The organism is Mycoplasma sp. 3392, from assembly GCF_053851755.1.
Map to the genome: position 1 here is coordinate 1 of NZ_JBSQBF010000004.1, position 17,279 is coordinate 17,279.

16 protein-coding genes, 1 tRNA gene and 1 rRNA gene are annotated in these 17,279 nt (G+C 30.3%); 4 read left to right on the plus strand and 14 right to left on the minus strand.

Features of this window, described 5'->3' with window-relative positions:
• The 6 genes from ACWXVV_RS02765 to glyA form a co-directional block, all read right to left on the minus strand.
• A 16S ribosomal RNA gene (locus ACWXVV_RS02765) occupies window positions 1-75 on the minus strand; the annotation flags it as partial.
• Between the two features lie 213 nt (window positions 76-288).
• Window positions 289-555, minus strand: a complete 267-nt coding sequence (rpsO, locus tag ACWXVV_RS02770; RefSeq protein ID WP_438341312.1) for a 30S ribosomal protein S15 — start codon at window positions 553-555, stop codon at window positions 289-291.
• A 71-nt stretch (window positions 556-626) separates the two neighbouring features.
• A complete protein-coding gene (locus tag ACWXVV_RS02775; RefSeq protein ID WP_455967805.1) occupies window positions 627-1,451 on the minus strand; it encodes an FAD synthase in 825 nt (274 codons plus the stop codon).
• A 2-nt stretch (window positions 1,452-1,453) separates the two neighbouring features.
• Window positions 1,454-2,272: a YcsE-related riboflavin metabolism phosphatase gene (locus ACWXVV_RS02780; protein ID WP_438341314.1), complete on the minus strand. Its 819-nt coding sequence runs from the start codon at window positions 2,270-2,272 to the stop codon at window positions 1,454-1,456.
• Window positions 2,272-3,126: a tRNA pseudouridine(55) synthase TruB gene (truB, locus tag ACWXVV_RS02785; protein WP_455967803.1), complete on the minus strand. Its 855-nt coding sequence runs from the start codon at window positions 3,124-3,126 to the stop codon at window positions 2,272-2,274. Before truB ends, ACWXVV_RS02780 begins: the two co-directional genes overlap by 1 nt.
• A 1-nt stretch (window position 3,127) precedes the next feature.
• On the minus strand, window positions 3,128-4,375 hold the full coding sequence (gene glyA, locus ACWXVV_RS02790; RefSeq protein ID WP_455984767.1) for a serine hydroxymethyltransferase: 1,248 nt from the start codon (window positions 4,373-4,375) through the stop codon (window positions 3,128-3,130).
• Window positions 4,376-4,600: 225 nt separating this feature from the next.
• On the opposite strand from glyA, the gene ACWXVV_RS02795 reads away from it, so the two are divergent.
• From ACWXVV_RS02795 to ACWXVV_RS02810, 4 genes are all read left to right on the plus strand, one after another.
• Window positions 4,601-4,674 (plus strand) — tRNA-Gly (locus tag ACWXVV_RS02795).
• A gap of 102 nt (window positions 4,675-4,776) precedes the next feature.
• A complete protein-coding gene (locus ACWXVV_RS02800) occupies window positions 4,777-5,370 on the plus strand; it encodes an FMN-dependent NADH-azoreductase (protein WP_455967801.1) in 594 nt (197 codons plus the stop codon).
• Window positions 5,371-5,436: 66 nt separating this feature from the next.
• The gene (locus tag ACWXVV_RS02805; RefSeq protein ID WP_455984768.1) at window positions 5,437-7,467 is read left to right on the plus strand and encodes a cysteine peptidase family C39 domain-containing protein; all 2,031 of its coding nucleotides are present in this window, start codon (window positions 5,437-5,439) and stop codon (window positions 7,465-7,467) included.
• Window positions 7,451-7,831, plus strand: a complete 381-nt coding sequence (locus ACWXVV_RS02810) for a hypothetical protein (protein WP_455984769.1) — start codon at window positions 7,451-7,453, stop codon at window positions 7,829-7,831. The genes ACWXVV_RS02805 and ACWXVV_RS02810 overlap by 17 nt, the downstream gene beginning before the upstream one ends.
• 20 nt (window positions 7,832-7,851) lie before the next feature.
• Here ACWXVV_RS02810 and ACWXVV_RS02815 read toward each other — a convergent pair whose 3' ends face one another.
• The 8 genes from ACWXVV_RS02815 to arcC all read right to left on the minus strand — a co-directional run bounded on the left by ACWXVV_RS02815 (window position 7,852) and on the right by arcC (window position 17,276).
• Window positions 7,852-9,603 carry a hypothetical protein gene (locus ACWXVV_RS02815; protein ID WP_455984770.1) on the minus strand — a complete coding sequence of 584 codons (1,752 nt, stop codon included), beginning with the start codon at window positions 9,601-9,603 and terminating at the stop codon, window positions 7,852-7,854.
• Window positions 9,575-10,423, minus strand: a complete 849-nt coding sequence (locus tag ACWXVV_RS02820; protein WP_455967795.1) for an ABC transporter permease — start codon at window positions 10,421-10,423, stop codon at window positions 9,575-9,577. The genes ACWXVV_RS02815 and ACWXVV_RS02820 overlap by 29 nt, the downstream gene beginning before the upstream one ends.
• Window positions 10,416-11,252: an ABC transporter permease gene (locus ACWXVV_RS02825; RefSeq protein ID WP_455979035.1), complete on the minus strand. Its 837-nt coding sequence runs from the start codon at window positions 11,250-11,252 to the stop codon at window positions 10,416-10,418. Before ACWXVV_RS02825 ends, ACWXVV_RS02820 begins: the two co-directional genes overlap by 8 nt.
• On the minus strand, window positions 11,252-12,877 hold the full coding sequence (locus ACWXVV_RS02830; RefSeq protein ID WP_456012481.1) for an ATP-binding cassette domain-containing protein: 1,626 nt from the start codon (window positions 12,875-12,877) through the stop codon (window positions 11,252-11,254). The genes ACWXVV_RS02825 and ACWXVV_RS02830 overlap by 1 nt, the downstream gene beginning before the upstream one ends.
• Window positions 12,878-13,195: 318 nt before the next feature.
• Entirely contained in the window at window positions 13,196-14,860 is a 1,665-nt protein-coding gene (locus tag ACWXVV_RS02835; protein WP_455984791.1) for a hypothetical protein, read from the minus strand.
• A gap of 39 nt (window positions 14,861-14,899) precedes the next feature.
• The gene (era, locus tag ACWXVV_RS02840; RefSeq protein ID WP_455979037.1) at window positions 14,900-15,781 is read right to left on the minus strand and encodes a GTPase Era; all 882 of its coding nucleotides are present in this window, start codon (window positions 15,779-15,781) and stop codon (window positions 14,900-14,902) included.
• On the minus strand, window positions 15,781-16,248 hold the full coding sequence (ybeY, locus tag ACWXVV_RS02845) for an rRNA maturation RNase YbeY (protein ID WP_455984772.1): 468 nt from the start codon (window positions 16,246-16,248) through the stop codon (window positions 15,781-15,783). Before ybeY ends, era begins: the two co-directional genes overlap by 1 nt.
• A 92-nt stretch (window positions 16,249-16,340) precedes the next feature.
• Window positions 16,341-17,276 (minus strand): carbamate kinase, encoded by a 936-nt coding sequence (gene arcC / locus ACWXVV_RS02850; RefSeq protein WP_438341328.1) that lies wholly within the window; start codon window positions 17,274-17,276, stop codon window positions 16,341-16,343.
• Between the last annotated feature and the right edge of the window lie 3 nt (window positions 17,277-17,279).

Consider the following 17,279-nt stretch of genomic DNA (forward strand, 5'->3'; position numbering starts at 1 on the left):
GCTACTTCGTTCGACATGCATGTATTAGGCACACAGCCAGCGTTCATCCTGAGCCAGGATCAAACTCTTATAAAAAAATTGACGATTATGGTATTTATATCCAGTTTTCAAAGAACTATTTTCTTGTAGAACTCTCAAGGTCTACAAAAACAATTATAGCATAATTTGTTGTTTGTTTTAAAAAAAATAAATTATTTTTTAATTGTTTATCAACTTGTTTGAACTTGCTAAAAATTGCTTTCTAATTATACATTAAAAAAATAAAAAAAATAAAATCTCAGCGAGATTTTATTTACGAATGTTTAGTTCTTGAATTAAGTTTAGGTATTCGTTATAGTTAGTTCTTTTTAAATAAGCTAATAATGATTTACGTTGGTTAACTTTTGCCATAAATCCACGCATTGAGTGTAAATCTTTTTTGTTGTTTTGGAAATGAACTTTTAAACTTTCAATGTCAGCTGTTAATAAAGCAATTTGAACTGCTGCTGAACCTGTGTCTTTATCGTTTTTTCCGAATTTTTTAATTAATTCAAGTCTGGTGTTTTTGTCTACCATATTTTCTCCTTTACAACCCAGCAATAAATTTACTTTACAACCGAGCAATAAATTAATGTATTATTGATGCACTACATTATACTAAAAAATTTAAAGGCTTGTTTTATTTCGTCTTTGAAAACTTTGTCATCCGCCATGTGATTAATAAATCTTAATTGTTTAAGAATTTCAACAAAAGTTTCGACTTTGGGCAAATATTGTTTTTTAAGGTCTAGAAAAACGATTTCATTTTTTTCTAAACCAATTTTGACAATTGCATGATATTCAACATTTTCAATTACTACATTGGCCAAATAAGTTCCGGCATGTATTTTTTCTAAATTGTTAGGTCATTCAAAAGAATAATCATCAGTATTTAATTCAATAATAAAAGCATACTTTTCAATTAGCAAAGTATTTAGTAACTCGATTGAACCATCCTCAATGATTTGTCTAATTGTTGAAGAAGCTATTTTCATGCCATTAATTTTTTTAAGACTAGCAATCTGGCAATTAAAGTTAGCTTTTAAAGCATCAACATTACCTAAGCGATTGAAACCAAAACGAAAATCTTGGCCACAAACTATATCACTGACATTCATTGCTTTCAATTTATCAATAAATGTTTGGGCAGAAAGATTACGAAAATCTTGGTCAAAGTGAATAATAACAGCTTCGTCTATACCTATATTATATAAAGTATATAAACGCGTCTTGATTTGGAACATTTTCGCTTTTTGCTGATGTTTGTTATCAAACAAAAAGCAAACAATTTCTTTTTCAGGATTTTGAGCTTTTAAATTTTTAGCGATTTTGAATAGTTCATAATGACCTAGGTGCAAAGTTTCAAAACTTCCTAAAATAGCAATTTTTTGATTTTCAAAAGTTTTGTCAACTGGCCAATTATAAACTTTCATAATTATTTAATAAATCCTTTTTCTAGTAAGTAATTGTATGCTCCGTGGTCACTTACATCACCACAAACATCATCAGCTACTTCTTTAAGTTCTTCTTCGGCATTACCCATTGCAACACCTAGTCCAACTTCGCTTAACATTTCAACATCATTTGAAGAATCACCAAAAGCTATAACTTCATCTAGTTTAATATTTAGTTTTTCACAAAGAATTTCTAGTCCTCTAGCCTTGTTAACATCTCTTGCTGAAATGAAAACCCCATTAGTTCATTCTGCTAAAACTCACATGTCTAAATTATTTTTAGCAAAAAGATCATCATAAAATTCTTTAAGTTCACGGCTAGCATCTGAATTTACAGTAATTAAATAGTTTGTATCAGTAGAATTTTCATTATATTCACTAATGTCATAGAAATCTTTTTTGAAAGGTTCATAGAATCAGTGGTTAATGTCAAAAAGATTGTTGTAGTATCCTTTTTGTTTACCAACAAAAGTAAAAGGTAAATTACGAGCTTGAGTTGCTTCTAAAAATACTTTGTAATCTTGATAAGAAATTGATTTTTCAAATAAGTATTCATTAGTTTTTAAGTCAATAATAAATGAACCATTAGCTCCAATGAAATAATCAACATTAGGAGTCTCAATTCTGTTACCAACAGTAAAAATGTCTCTTCCGGTACATAGAACTGTAATGTATCCAGCATCTTTTAATTTTTTAAACATTTGCACAATAACTTGACTTAAGTCATTGTTTTTTTTACCATCTTCAAATGGTAGAATAGTACCATCAATATCAAAGGCTACTAATTTGAATTTTTTCATTATTCCTCCCTAATAATAGCTTCTAGTAGGGGTCAAAAAATTTTGATGACTTTTAATTGATCATCAAATATTTGCACTATTCCTAAAAAATTATTATTATGTTTTAATAAGTAATTAGCGTTTGGTAGATTGTATTTTTTTCTTACCACGCGCTCTTTGAAAAGTGTTTTTAATTCATCCTTGTTTAGGGTAACTATATTTATACCAAATAATTGCTCAATATTGTCAATTTCGCTAACTTTTCTTTGCTCATCTAAAAGTACATTTCCGACCTGAGTACGTTTTAAATCAACCATAATTGCATCAGTATTTAAAAGCAAAGCAACATCATGCACAATCGAGCGAATATAAGTACCTTTCGAAACAAAAGCTTCGAATGTAACTTCATCATTTTCTAAGTCATAGTTAAGAATTTTTAGTTCATGAATTTTAATCTTGTTTGGTTTTAGACTAACATCTATATTTTTACGCGCTAGTTCATAAGCTCGCACACCATTAATTTTTTTGGCGCTGAAAACTGGAGGTATTTGTTCTTCTGAGTTTTTAATTTGCTCGAAAGCTCGTTCTAATTGATTATGAGAAATTTCTTTTCATTCTAAAATGCTGACAATGGAGTCACTATCCCAAGATGCACTGTGGCGAAAAAGTCGCATTGTACAAATATAGCGTTTGTCTTGACTTAGGATGTAATTTAAGAGTTTTGTATCTTGATCAGTTGCAACAATCAATAGACCAGTTGCTAAAGGGTCTAAGGTTCCACAGTGACCAATTTTTTGAATGTTGTTTTGTTTAGCAAAATCTCTAATTGCTTTAAAACTTGACACACCTTTTGCTTTATTTATTTTGAAAAACATGTTAGTAAGTTTTTTTGATTGGAAATTGGCTTGAAAGTTTTAAAACTTCTTTTTTAATGATTTGATGTAAAGCAACATTATCAGGCTCACTTAGTGCTTTGTGAATTAAATTGGCAATAGTAACGAATTCATTTTCTTCAAATCCGCGTGATGTCATAGCTGCAACACCCAGTCTTATACCACTAGTAACTGTTGGTTTTTCACTATCGAAAGGAATAGCGTTTTTATTGGCAGTAATTGAAATTGAAGAAAGGATGTCAGCTGCTTGTTTTCCAGTTAAATTGTAAGAAGTTTTTGTATCAATAATAAATAGGTGGTTTTGGGTAAGACCAGAAACAACTTTGACACCTTTTGACATAAAAGCACGACAAAAAACATTGGCATTAAGAATAATTTGGTTAGCATAACTACTGAAAGCAGGACTTAGTGCTTCTCTAAAAGCAACTGCTTTGGCTGCGATTTGATGCAATAAAGGTCCACCTTGATATCCTGGGAAAACTGAGCGATTAATTTTTTTAGCCAATTCTTCGTCATTAGTTAAAATCATTGCTCCCCGTGTTCCTCGTAATGTTTTGTGAGTGGTAGTCATTACAACATCAGCATAAGGAAAAGGAGAAGGGTGAACTCCGGTAACAATTAATCCGGCAATGTGACTTACATCGGCAAGTAAATAAGCACCAACTTTTTTAGCAATTTCACCAAAACGCTTAAAGTCAATAATTTGTGAGTAAGCACTATATCCTGTAATAATCATTTTTGGTTTTACTTCTAAAGCTATTCTTTCAATTTCATCGTAGTCCAGAATTCCATCTTCATTAACTGTGTAAAAGTGTGGTTCATAAAATTTACCACTAAAAGAAATTTTGAATCCGTGAGTTAAATGTCCTCCCGATGAAAGCTGCAAACCTAAAACACGATCATTTGGTTCCAATAAGGCCATGTAAATTGCGGCATTAGCAACAGAACCTGAATATGGTTGTACATTTGCATATGCACAATTAAATAATTGACAAGCACGATCAATAGCAAGCTGTTCAATTTGATCAACGTATTCGCAACCATCATAATATCTTGCACCTGGATAACCTTCGGCATATTTATTAGTCAAGCAAGATCCTGCTGCTTTCATAACATCATCAGACACATAATTTTCAGAAGCAATAAGTTCAATATTAGTTTCTTGACGTTGCAATTCCTTATTAATTAATTCAGCAATTTCGTTATCTTTTAAATCAATTTTGCGATACATAGTTTCTCCTTTAGGGATTATGAATATAGTTTCATAATAGCTTTAAAATTATATAATATGTAACCAAAAAATGCTAGGCGACAAAAAGTCAAAAACTCAAAATAAAAGAAATTAGGTTTTTTGTTATATAATGAATTGTGTTTTCAGACTAGCTGTTGCTTTAAAAAAATAAAATTATTTGCAAAAGAAAAAATTTTATGTATAATATTAAAGCAACAAGCAAATGCGAGTGTAGTTTAATGGTAGAACTTCAGCCTTCCAAGCTGACTGTGAGGGTTCGATTCCCTTCGCTTGCACCATATGTTAAATCACCAAAAAGTGGCAAAAGGCCACTTTTTTAATTCCTTTTTGGCATTTTTGGTTTTTATGCCATACAATTCTAATGAAGAGAAAGGATGAAAATGAATAAAGTATTAGTTATTTTATCTTCAGTAAACGGACAAAAATCAATTACTAACCAAATGGCTAAGGTTTTTGTAAACAAATATCAACAACTAAATCCTCAAGATGAAGTGCAATATTTAGATTTAAATGAATTAGAAGCTGCTAAACAAAGTTTAAACAAGCAAAATTTTGTTCAATTCTTTGGTTCAGAAAGTGATGAACTAATTAATCAATTAAAAAGTGTTAATAAAGTAGTTATAACAGCTCCAATGTATAATTTCAACATTCCTGCAACATTAAAAAATTATTTAGATAGAGTTTTAGTAGCGAATAAAACATTTAGTTACAAATATTCAAAAAAAGGAGACGCTGTCGGGCTGTTAGATCATCTAAAAGTTCAAATCTTAGCAACTCAAGGTGCTCCATTGGGATGATATGAATGAGGAAACCATGTTAAATATCTTGAAGGAACGTTTAAGTTTGTTTATGCAGAACTGAATGAAAGTTTTTTAATTGACGGAACAAAAGTTGGTGAACTAGCAACCAAATCAGCGCAAGAAGTTGTTGCCATGCACCAAAACGAAATTGAAAAACTTGCTTCACAATTCTAAGACTGGGAAATTTTATTTTCTCAGTTTTTTTTTTTTTTTTTGCTGTTTTTTTACTTTAATGAGTAGATGGAACAATTACAACAAAAAACAAGAGATTGTGGTTTATTGTGTTTAAGTAAACTGTATAAATACTGGTATAAAAAGAGTTTGAATATTGAAAGCATGCAACAAGCCACAAATTATGAAGAAAAAGGAATAAATCTTTTGGAACTCAAACATAAAGCTAAGCAGTTTGGCTTAGATTTTAAGATTATGCAAGGTGAGTGAAATAGTTTTGTTAATCTAAAATTAGAGCATCCAATAATTATTGTCCTTGCAAAGCAAAATTTATTGCACACTGTTGTAGTTACAAAAAAGACAGATGATTATGTTGTTATTTTCGATCCTGCTATTGGTAAGTTAAAAATGAAGTTAGAAACATTGCAACAACAATATGCTTCAATAATCATTGATGTCACCAAAACTAGTTGTGAACAAAACTCATATCAAGAAAACAGTGTAACTTATTTCCAAACTACTTATAAATACACATTTCTAAATTCAATTATGAGTTTATTGGTATTTGGGTTGTCAATTCTTGCTTCACAAATAAGTAAATATCTTTTAAACAGTGCTCTTAAAGAAACAAGAGATTCCTACTTTTTGCATTTTTTAATCATTTTGGGTTTTTGCAGCTTACTGAAAATATCGTTTTCAACTATTAATGAATTTTGCACAAGAAAAATAGTGAATTTTTATCTTTTCCAGTATCAAAAAATATTCAATCATAAATTGCTGTATGGAAGGGTACATCAAATACAAAAATATAGCCAGCAAGATTTGATCAAAATTTATAGTTCTTTTGAGTTTTTAGCTTCGTATCGAGCATCTCTTAGCCTTCAAACTTTTGCTAATTTCGCTTTCATTGTACTATCAGGATTTTTTCTAGTCACAATCAATTTCAAAATCACACTTCTCATTGTTTGTGCAATAAGTTTTTTGTTTTTAGTTAACATTTTGGCTAATTACATGCGAAAAAAACCATGGCAAGAGCTTTTGATAAAGAACAGTGAAGTTGTTTCTGATACTCTGTTTGTTATTAATAATTTTCAACAAACTAGAATGCAAAATGTGCCTAATTTCATCTTCCAAACTAATACAAAAAATACTGAGAATCAAATAAAAGCAACAAATAAGTTTTTTTATTTAAATTCACTTTTTGCTACATTATCAGACGTTATTCTTGCTATTTGTCCTGTTTTAATAATTTATTTGTTTTGATATTCTCAAAATGACAATAAAAATGTTGGTGATTTCTTAATTTTTGTCAGTTATTACAACTTTTTAATTAATCCTGCTAAGCTGCTAGCAAACAATATTGCTCAATATTCAAACTTTATGCAAGCTAGTAAATTGTGAAATAGCTTTAACCATATAAATTTGGAAATTGATAATAAATACTTTAATCAGAAAGTTGAAATCAAAAATATTACTATCAAAAATTTAGCTTTTGGATATAGTGAATATAATCATCTATTCAAAATAGGTAACTTAGAATTAAAAGCTCAAAATCACTTAATAGGTAAAAATGGGTGTGGAAAAAGTACATTTCTTAAGCTTTTGTTAAATTTCTTTGACTATCATGGCTCCATTTTGTTTGATGGCGTTGATATTCAGAATTTAGATACATCATTTCTTAGAACAAAAATAAGTTATATCAATTCATCGCAATCACTTTTCAACAATACAATTGCTAACAATATTCATCAAAATAATCCTGTTCTTAAATCTAGATTCGAACAAAGTTTTATTGAATACAATCTTCAAGAATTTTTTGACTACTTTAAGTTATCTCTTGCGGACCAAATAGTTTTGAATGGTGAAAATTTTTCAGCAGGACAAAAACAATTCATCCAGCTTTTGAAGTTATTTGCTAATGAGAATGAAGTTGTGCTCTTAGACGAATGCTTTGAGAATATTGACTTAAACATTTTTGAAAAATTAAAACCTTTCCTACAAAAACTTTTGAGTAAAAAAATAGTCATTGAAGTTTCACACTCGCAAAAATATATTTTTGAGAAAGCAAAGGTGGTGAATTTTGATGAATTTAAAGCTTAAAAAATGAGAATTATTAATCTTGATAATAAGCCTTATTGTAATTTTTGCCATTATGTTTGTTTTAACAACTTGAAAAATGAAAGTAAAACAAGAACTCAAAATCATTAATTTCGATGAAAGACAAAATATTATTCAGTTCCAAAATTTGACAAATCATGAATTTGATTTTAATCAAACTATTAACTTGAAAATAAACAATAAACTTTGAAAAGCAAAGATTTTGTGAATACAACCAGTTGATTTAAACCTTTTTGAAGCAAAAATATCTTTCACTGAAGATGTTAACTTTACAAAAATCGTTAAGGCTTGCATTGAAATAACGGAAGAAACAAAAAAATATTGAGAGGTTATTTTCAGCAAATAAAAAACTGGCATTGCCAGTTTCTATGATTTTGTGATCTTAAAGTATTGTAAGCTTATTGCTGTTCGCAATTTTCGATTGATGATTTGATATAGAAACACTTTGTAATCATCACTTTGCTCTGGTTGAATGTACATTGACTTAGCAACTTCGTCACTACCGAAATATCATTTTTCAATGAAAGCAAAAATTCCTTGATTAGCTGGAGTGTAGTTGATGTAGTCAAAGTTTTCTACTTCAACCGCAATGTTATCATCTGTAAATGCTTCAGCAAAATAATCAGATAAAGCATCTTCATTTTCCATGTGCAATCCAAAAATTTTGTCAATGTCTTGCTGTGAAAATTGCTCTTTATCTTCTTTTAAAATATTTAAAATTTGCATACTGGTTTCATACAATGAGCTGTCTTCGTCCTTTATTTTTTCTAATTCTTCTTTAATCTCTTCATTTATTTCAGAATTAGAAATAAGAAGATTTTTCAAAGTGTTAATGTAACTTTGTTCAAGGTCTAAAACTCTAGACTGAGATGATTGTTGGGCATCAATGTTGCCAAAAACATATTCACCAATAGTTTTTTCTAATTTGATAGATTCATCATCAGTCATCACATTTGCTTGAATTCAGCCATCCATTAGTAAGAAATTATCCTTAGGTCTTACGTATCTTACCAATCCTTCTTCTTTTAAAGAACTAAAATTGTCAGCCGAATAGTAAGCATCAATTGCATCACCGTTATACATAACAGCAACATCAGCACGTCCTTCTTTTGGCTCAATAAGATTATTTGCTAGTTCTAATCCATCACCAATTAAAAAGTTGTGCTTTGTATCTCTAAGTGAGTATCCTGATGCTGCTTTTACATATTCTTCAAAACCTTTTATCGCTTCTAGATAGTTATCCTCATTAAAAGGTTTTAATTTGTTATTAACTACTCACTGTTTTTCGCCTTTATCATTTTCATAAAAAGCACCGATCATCATATTGTCGTAGTATGCATTATTTCATGCAAAAACTCTGTAATTGAATTTTTTTAGTGTTTCCATTATCCCAGTTCAAGAAAGGTCTTTAAAAATAATTGATTCATTTTCTTCATCATATAAACCTTCGTCAATCAATTTTTGTTTTTGTTCGGCCGAAAGTTTTAGGTAAGGTCGATTTTCATAATCAATACTATAAGCAATAACCTTGTCTTGAGTGTAGTAAGGAATTATGTATTCTCAGAAATGGTCTTCTTTTCCATCTCTGTCAACATCATATGCAACCATTTTCTTCGAAACAGGATCTAAAATTCTTTTAGCTTTGTATTCGTCATTAGCTGCAATGAGGTCAAAAATCATTTGATCATATTCTTTCAAGTGTTCAATTACACTTGGACGATAGACATTTGCCAACTGTTCAATCAAAGGTTTTGAATCATTTGTGTTGAAAACATTGGCAAAATTAAATTTTTTCAAACGATTTTCAATTATTAGTTGGGCTGCTTGAAAATCGCTTCCAACTCCACCTGCTGCTTTTCCATTATTTAAAGCAACAGTAAAATCATTTATGTCGTTGAATACTTTGTAATTATATCCACGACTCTTAACTTTGTCAATGATGTCTTTTTTCAAGTAAGAACCATAGTTATAAAGACTTGGTGAATATGGGTGTTTAGCTTTAAAACCAAAAGATAAAATTGCAATAAGTAAAATAGATAGAAATACTATGAATGTTACAAAACGTTTTAAATTACGTTTTAGAAATTCCTTAATTTTGTTTACCTGATTTCTTTGCAAAATATGCTTTGGTTTTGTTTTTTAGAAGTGTTAATGCTTTTGTTGCAGTAATAATGTAAATTAAATTAGCAACTAAAACAATCATTAAACATATTGCACCCAATGCTAAACTTCATGCTTGGAATTGTCCTTCGTAAAGTTGAGTTCCTAAAGTTTCTGTATTTGAGACAATTCTGGTAACAATGAAGTCATCGAAACTTAAAACCATTGAAACTACAAATACAAATCCAATTGAACCTAGCATATAAACAAAATAAGTCTTGAATCAAGTTCTTACTTTTGAATAACCTAAATCTTGACTAGCCTCAAAAATGTTTTTTGAAAACTTGTCAGATTTTGGCAACATTATCATAATTGCATATGGAAGAATGATTACTGTATGAGCTACAATAACACGAACAAATCCCTCACTTGTAGCACTTAAGACTCCAAAGAAGGCAGTCAAAACGATTGTTAGCGTTAAAGCAGTAACAACATCACTGTTGATTAAAGGAATGTTTGCTGTTCCTTGAACTACTTGTCTAGGTTTTTTGTTTTTTTGTCTTCACAAACCATAGACAGTTAGTAGTGAAATTGCTATCACTAAAACCGAAGCACACAATCCTATTAATAAAGAATTAATGAATGCACCAGCGTGATCTGCTGAAAAAAGTGCTTTATATGCAGCAGCTGAGGTTCTGTTTCAAGTTGTAACACTGAAGACACCTTTATCACTTGGTGTATTAAATGAATAAATTGTTCCAAAAACTATTGGAATGTAGAACAAAATTAAGATTATTACAATGTATGATCTTTTGAAAAAGGTAGAAAACTTACTCATCTTTACCTCCTTTGAAACGATACTTGTTTAAAAGTAAAGGCAGTAGATAGGTTACACTATACAACAACATTAAAATCGCTAATGTTATTAAAACAAGTGTTGAAGCAACAGCCAAATCAAATGGATTTGATGCATTAGCAAAGTTTTGAATCAAGTTACCGATCAATTGATTTTGACTTCCATGTGGAAGCAATCTGTCACTCAAAATAATTGAAGTTGCAGTTATCAAGAACACTGTGCTAAAACCTGCTAGCAATGCTTTCATGCAGTATGGAACTACAACTTTTCAAATTGTTTTAGCTTTTGAATAACCTAAATCTTCACTTGCTTCCAAGATATTTTTAGGCATATCTTTTAAAACTTGATATAAAGGCATGATCACGAAAGGTAAATACAAGTAAACAACCCCTAAAATCATGAAAGCTTCATTATTCAAACTATTTTCATCAAACATCACACTAAATAATCCTCTAAGTGATAATGCTTTTGAAATAGTAAAAATAAACAAAGGTGAAAAAATTAAACTTAAACCAACATTTTTTGTTATTTTTGATTTTGCGGTTGCCAGGATGTAAGTGTATGGAAAACCTATTAATAAACAAAATAGTCCACCTACAGCCCCTACTCAAACGCTTCTTCACAAAATTTTTCAAGTACTTTTGTCTTGAATAATGTGTCAGTTGTCTAACTGACCATCGATTGGACTGAATGCTTTTATAAAAACAAAGATTAATGGTAGAACAATAAATATTGAAGCAAATAATATGTAAGGTAGAATCAGCGATAAACGAAGATTAAACCCTAATTTTTTATTGATTTTCTTAAACATTAGACTTGTTCGTTATTTCATTCTTTAGAATCTTTGTTCATTAAGTGAATTGCATCAGTGTCTCAAGTTAGATAAACTTGTGTACCGGGTTCAAATTTTCTGGTTGTTTCAACATAAACGATTTTTCCGTCTACATCAACATCGATGAAATAATAACTTCCCTTGTAAACAATTTTTGTAACAGTTCCTGATAATTTACCTTTAGATTTATCACGTGAAATAATCATGTCTTCAGGACGAATTAAGGCATCTAATTGTTGTCCTGGTTCGAACTCATCGTGAATAGTCATAAAGTTTTTGCCCATAAAGTGAACTTTTCCTTTTTGCACAAAAGAAGCATCGAAAAAGTTTGAATCACCAATGAAATTAGCTACTCATTTGTTGATTGGGTAATCGTATAGTTCATGTGGTTTAGTATATTGTTCAACTTGCCCGTCACGGATAACTGCGATTCTGTCACTTAGTTGCAGAGCTTCATCACGATCGTGAGTAATAAAAATAAATGTTAGTCCTAATTTTTGTTGAATACTACGCAACAAAATTTGCATTTTTTCTCTGATTTTTGCATCCAATGCACTTAAAGGTTCGTCTAAAAGTAAAATTTCCGGTTCAATGACTAGTGATCTAGCAAGGGCAACACGCTGTTTCATTCCTCCACTAAGTGCATTAATTGGCTTTTGGTCATTTCCTTCTAGCCCTACCAGTTTAACAATGTCAGCAACAGCATTATCCATTTCTTTTGGACTAATTTTTCTAGTTGTGTGTTTCTTTTCAAAAGCTTCAGTTTTCAAGTCTACATAGTTTTCTCAGTATGAGTAGTTGAAATCACTATCATCAATTCATGATTGAATTTTTTGACGTTTGCTTTTGCTTAGTTTTTTGTTTTCTAAGTCTTTTTCGTACTCAGCCATTTTTTTGTCAAGTTCTTGCATTTTTTGTGCAGCATATTTTTTTCATTGTTGCTGTTGACGTTCTAATCTCACTAAAAGCTCAGATTTAGCTGTTTCACTTAAAGTGATGTGTCTTTTTTCAAATGCTTCAGTTTTTTGTTGCACATAATTATCTCATTCTAAGCATTCTTGATTAACAGCATCAATTTTTGATTGAATCTTTTGACGTTGACTTTGGCTTAGCTGCATATTTTGCAATTCTCTGTTGTAATCTTCTACTTTTTTATTTAATTTTTGTTTTTGCTGAGTAGCATGTTTTGTTCATTGTTTTTGTTGGCGAGCTAGTTTATCTAAAACCTCTGGAGTTGGAATATCTTTAGCAATACGTTTTAATTTCAATCCGTATTTAATGTTGTTTTCAACGTTTAGATGTGGAAATAGGGCATAATCCTGAAAGATGGTTGAAACATTTCTTTTGTGTGGTGATAAATCTTTAATGTCTTTTCCATCAAATTTTAATTCCCCACGAGTAGTTCATTCAAAACCACCAATTAAACGCAAGATTGTAGTTTTTCCTGATCCAGAAGGTCCTAGCAATGTTACAAATTCTCCACGATTAATTTTTAAATTAACATTGTCTAGAACTATTTTTTCGTCATATTCTTTAGTAACGTCTACTAACTCAATAATTGGATATTTCTTTTTGTCTTTTTTAATATCGTTATTAATTTCCATTATGATCCTTTACTTTGATTTAAAAATGTAAATTTGTAACCAAAATGAAACTAAATCGCGACTTATAAATTTGCCTTGATTTAATTTCAACTAAAGGAGGGCGAGATCGTACATATTTTGACTATATTCTTCAATTAGTCTCTTAAGAGTGCTAAAAGATAAGTGAAAAACTTCAATGAAGAAAATTCACTTGATTGCATTTTTTAGTTTTAGTTTAGTACTCTTTAGCATAAGTAAAATTTTACCATAAAAAACATAGTTTTTTGGGGCTCAAAAAAGACATAAAAATTCGCCCGATTTTTGGGCGAATAATCTTTCTTAAGAAACAGTTTTGTTGTAGTATTCCTGAATGATTTTGCTTCTTAGTTTATTGTCAGTAGGTTGATATATGTGGTGGTAAATTTTTGCACCTTGATTTTCAGAATTTTCTTCAACTTTATAGATATCTAACGCTTTTTCATCGTTAGTCATATCTTCATTTCTGAAGTAGTATTTCTTGATAAATTCGTATGTGCTTTTAACTGTTGGAGTGTAATTTATTGCATCAAAGTTAATGATTGAATCAGTGAAATCAAATGAGTCTGAAAATACGTCATAGTGGTCTTGGAAAAATTCTTTGTTTATTTCAGAGTTTTCATCTTTAGGATTGACATACATTGCATTTTTGACTGAGTTTTTAACTTCTTCTTCACTCAAGGTATTGCTTTTTTCACTCAAAATTTGCTCCACAACTTTTTTTTCAATTTCTTCGTAGTAAAGTTTTTCTAATTCTTTTACTGAGTATTTTAAGTCAGTGAACAAAATATCAGAAACATATTCAAGGAAATTGTCAGCTTCTTTTTTTGGAGTTTTTGTTGAAATGATTCAAGCATCCAAAAGAAGCATGTTTTCACTTGGACGAATGTATCCTACACTTTGCCCGTCTTCTAACGACGCAAAGTTATCATTTGAATAATATGCATCCAAAACATCACCGTTATACATTAAACCAACATCTAATTTAGTTGAGTCGGGATCGATTAAGTCTGTAACAAGTTGTAATCCATTCGAAATTAACTTGTTATTTTTTGTTTCTTTAAGATCATGACCAGTTGCTTTTTGCACGAATTTAGCAAACATTTCAATTGAATCTTTGTAATTAGTTTCATCAAAAGGAATTAATTGGTGATTTTTATCAATTCATTGCTTATAGTTAGGATCTGAGTGTGAAAGTGAATTTTGATAGAATGAACCTAGCATCAAATTATCTAAAAATGAGTTAGTTCAACCATAATTGTGGTAACCAGCATTTCTTAATACTTGATAAATTTCATTTCAATCAGCATAGTCTTTATTTTTGATTTCAAGCATTTTTTGTTCAACGTTTTCAATGTCTTTAATGTATGGCCTTGATTGCTTATTAATGTTATAAGCAACGATTTTATCTTGGTAAAAGTAAGGGATAACATATTGATAAAATTCGTCTTTTTTGTCATCTCCGTCAACACTGTATCCTACATATTGATTGTTTTCATCAAACAGTAAGTGCGGCTTAATCTTGACATTCTTAGGGTTTTTCTGCTCAATTTCTCTTTTGATAAAATCATCAAATTTAGCCATATGTTTAACAACGATATCATTGAAAAGTGACAAAATTTTTGCTTTATTATCTTCTTCTTGCTGTTTGGTTTTTACATCGTCTCAGTCTAATATGTTTTTGTTCAGTTTTGAATAATTGATTTTGCGAATTTGATTTTGATAAATTAATTGTGCAATTTGATAATCACTACCTACTCCTGCCAATGCTTTTCCTTGGTCTAGAGCACGGGTAAATTCATTAACTTCACCAAATAAACGATATGAGTATTTTTGGTTAATTTTGTGAATCAAATCTTTTGACATGTATGATTCATAATTATAAATACTTGGTTTGTAGCGTGAGCTAATTTTAAAACTCACTCCTAAAATAGCAAAAAGTCCTATGAATATCAAAATAAAAATCATTCATAGTTTTTTGAACTTAAATCGTATCTGTTTCACTAATTAATACCCCATTTGTGTAATCTTATCTTCTTTATCAACTCAGTCTTCACTGACTTTTACTCTTGTTTCTAAGTAAATCGCATGGTCAAAAAGCACTGCTAGTTTTTTTCTTGACTGCATTGAAATATTTTTAATCATTTGCCCACCTTTACCCAAAACAATACCTTTTTGTGAGTCTTTTTTCACAAAAATGGTGGCATGGATTACATAAGGCTTGTCTTCTTTTTCCTCAAAACTATCAATTACAACAGCAATAGAGTGAGGTAGTTCTTGTTTTAAGTATTTTAGAGCAGTTTCACGAATAACTTCCTTAGCAATGAAACGCATTGAAATATCAGTAAATTCTTCTGGATCGTAAAATGGTTCTTGATCTTGTAAACGGTCTGCGAATTCATGTTTAATTAGATCTAAAAGATGTTTGTATGATGGATCAATGTTTTGGCCAACTCCAACAACAATTTCAAAACCAAGTTGTTTAAGTTGTTCAGCTTTTTGGCTTGCTATGTCGTTATCAATTAGATCTAATTTTGTGATAACTGCAACTTTATTTTTAATGTTTTTAATTTTTTCAATAATGAATTTGTCACCCTTACCAATTTCTTCATTTCCTGGTTGTAAAAATAACACTAAATCAACATCTTCGAGTGAGTCATACGAAGCTTTATTAAGTTTTTCATTGAATAAGTGAGTAGCTTTATGGATTCCAGGAGTGTCAGTAAAAATTAATTGGTAATTTTCGTCAGTGTAAATTCCTTTAATTTGATTACGTGTTGTTTGAGCAACATTTGTAACAATTGCCAAATCATAACCAATTATTGCATTTAAAAGAGTACTTTTCCCAACATTTGGGCGCCCTACAATCGAAATAGTGCAAACTTTCATTATCTGTACACCTTGATTTTGTCCATGATTTTATCAACTAAAGCATTCATTTCCTCTTCCTCTTTTTCGGTTTGATGATCGTATCCAAACAAGTGCATTACTCCATGAGCAAAAATATAACAAAATTCTCTTTGAATTGAGTGATTATATTCATGTGCTTGTTGTCTTATTTTCTCATATGAAATAATAATTTGGCCTAAAAATTTGACATCCTCCATAAAATTCATCTCATCATCGGCAAAGGGAAAAGACAAAATGTCAGTTGGATAGTCTTTGTTACGGTATTGTTTGTTTAATTTGTGCATTTCTTCATTATCAACAATCACTAAATCAACAAACAAGGCTTTTCTAGTTTTTTGAATTTGAGCTGCTGCATCTAGAATTTGATGATATTTTTTTAAATATTTAAATTGATAATCAGTTTCGTTTGTTAATTCAATCTGATTGGTTTGCTCTTGTTTTAACATAAGAAAAATTATAAATATTTACAAGTAAATATTTCAAAAAAATATCAAAAATAAAAAAGAAAAACCAAGCATTTTTAGCTTGGTCTTTGGGCTTAATTTAAAGTGATTTTTGTTCCGGTTTTTTCTGCAATAATGTCTTCTAAATCTTTTAAGTCTCCGATGAATGCGGCTTTTCCGCCTTCTTCAACGAATTTAATAGCAGCTTGCACTTTTGGAAGCATACTTCCAGGTGCAAATTGATTTTCTGAGATGTATTTTTCTAACTCAGCTTTTGTTGCATGTTTTAAAGCTTTTTGATCTGGTTTGTTGTAATTTACCATTACATTATCAATAGCAGTTAAAACTACAAAGTAATCTGCTTTAGCTAGAGAAGCTAATTTTGCTAGAGCGAAGTCTTTATCAATAACTCCATCAACACCTTCAACATCACCATTTTCGTTGATGATTGTAGGAATTCCTCCTCCACCTCCAACGATTACAGTAGCACCTGCTTCAATTGCATTTTTCATTTGCTCAAATCCAACAAATCCTAATGGTAGTGGTGAAGCAACTACTTTTCTAAATCCACGTCCAGCATCTTCTTTAATTATGCTTCCTGGATTTGCTTCTTGTGCTTTTTCTAAACTGTCGTAAAAAGGTCCGATTGGTTTGGTTGGGTTAGAAAAAGCTTTGTCGTTTGCATCAACTAATGTTTGAGTAAGAATGTAAAGAGGTTCGTGTCCTTTTACACCGTGTTCTTTAAATGCGTTAGTAATAGCACTTACCATGTGGAATCCAATGTAACCTTGTGACATTGCTCCTGATTCTGGTAGCGGAATTAATGGAGATTTTGCATTTACTTCATGAGCTGAAACAAATCCGTTGAAAATCATTCCAACTTGTGGTCCATTTCCGTGCCCAATGATAACTTGGTGTCCTGCTTTAACCATTTCAGCAATTTTTTGTGCTGGAATTTTAACTAATTCTTTTTGTTCAGCAGGATTATTTCCTAGAGCATTTCCCCCTAAAGCAATAACTATTCTTGCCATCTT